Genomic DNA, 1,669 nt, shown 5'->3' with positions numbered 1-1,669 from the left:
GAGGTCGACGAAGTCTTCCACCGGGTCGACGCGGTGCTGCTGGTTGAAGATTGCAGCGTGGCGGGACCCTGGACGCCGCGGGAGTTCATGGAACAGCGCGGCCTGGAAGTTCGCGACGATATGGGTCTGTGGATACCCCAGGCGACCGAAGTCGCATTGGAGTTGCGGGCGCGAGGACTGCAATTTGACGGAGGAATGTCCCTGACCGGCGATGAACTGATAGCGGCGGTCGAGGCGCTGGGCGGCGACCCGAGGGCGCCCACTCCGGCCATGGACACAGGCGGTGCAACGGCTGGCCAGGACAGTCCTGCCTCGGCCGGCCGACTCGACGTCGCTCCGGTTGGCCACGCTGACGCAGCCGGCCACACGGCGGACGCCGCATCAACGAATACGGAGTCGTCCGCAGTTATCGAAGTCAGGGACGTCAGCTTCGCCTACGGTGATCACGACGTCCTCAAGGGCGTCGGTTTCTCGGCCCGCCGTTCCGAACTGCTCGCCCTGGTCGGCCAGAACGGTTCGGGCAAGTCGACCCTGGCATCGCTTTTCAACGGCATCGCCGTGCCGGATTCAGGCGAGGTCCTGGTGGACGGTATCCCCACCACCGAATACAAGTTTGCGCACCTGGCCCGGCGTGTGGCGCACATCTTTCAGGTCCCCGAGAAACAGTTCGTCCGCGCGACGGTCTACGGCGAGATCGCCCACGGTCTGCGGGCGCTGGGGCTCGCGCAGGACGAGGTGGAGCAGCGCACCCTGGACTACCTGCGGGCCGTGCGTTTGCTCGAGCGGCGCGACGCCAGCCCGTATGTGTTGAGCCACGGCCAGAAACGCAGGCTGTCGGTGGCGGCGATGGTCGTCGACGAGCCGGACGTCGTGGTCCTCGACGAGCCGACTTTCGGCCAGGACTACCACCAGGCCAGAAATCTCATGGAATTGCTTCGCAAACTCGCCGCCGGAGGTGCGGCGGTGGTGTTCATCACCCATGACATGCGGCTGGTGGCCGAATACGCGGATCGCACCGTGGTGCTCTGCGATGGCGCGGTGGCCTTCGACGGCGCGCCGGACGAGTTGTTCGCCGCCCCCGGGGTTCTGGCCCGGGCGAGGCTCCGCCCGCCCCCGGTGCATGAAATCTCCACGCGCCTGCTGGGGGAACCGCTATTGACCACGGCTGCGCTCGTCGAGCGCATCGGGGCCGAATTCGCTGCCGCTCCGACACCTCGCCGGCCTCGCGATGCAAGCAACAAGTCGCGCGCGGAATCGCGGAGCGCCGGGTAGGACGAAATGAGCGCCAGGGCCCAACTGTCATTCATCCAGGGTGATTCGCTGGCGCACCGGATGACGCCGTTCGCGAAACTGCTGATTGTCCTGAGCGTGTCGTTCGTGGCCATTTTCAATACTAATCTCTATGTCGGCGCAGGGCTCTTTGCGACCTGTTTTCTCTTCGCAGCCTTCTTTACGGGCGTGTCGCTGAGACAGTATTGGGCGCTGGGCAGAATAATCGTGCCCTTCATCCTGATTCTGGCGGTGGTGTTCCCGTTCTTCTACGGCGGGCAGGCCACCGTGGGGTCCGACGCTGTCGCGCTGCGCACGCCCGTCAAGGACCTGACGTGGGCAGCGCTCGGGTTCGGCGCACTCCTGGCGCTACGGTTTCTGGCCCTGGGAACGGCCGGTC

Annotated in this window: 2 protein-coding genes; both read left to right on the top strand. The window is 65.8% G+C overall.

The features are described from left to right. Nucleotides 1–1,272 (top strand): ATP-binding cassette domain-containing protein (locus OXC99_10845; GenBank protein ID MCY4625480.1); only part of this gene is annotated, 1,272 nt, incomplete at its 5' end. A 6-nt stretch (nucleotides 1,273–1,278) separates the two neighbouring features. Continuing rightward, a partial coding sequence (locus OXC99_10840) for a hypothetical protein (protein ID MCY4625479.1) occupies nucleotides 1,279–1,669 on the top strand: 391 nt, incomplete at its 3' end.

The sequence above is a fragment of the Chloroflexota bacterium genome, assembly GCA_026713825.1.
Taxonomy (GTDB): domain Bacteria; phylum Chloroflexota; class Dehalococcoidia; order Lucifugimonadales; family UBA1127; genus UBA1127.
This window is presented reverse-complemented; position numbering and strand designations above follow the sequence as displayed.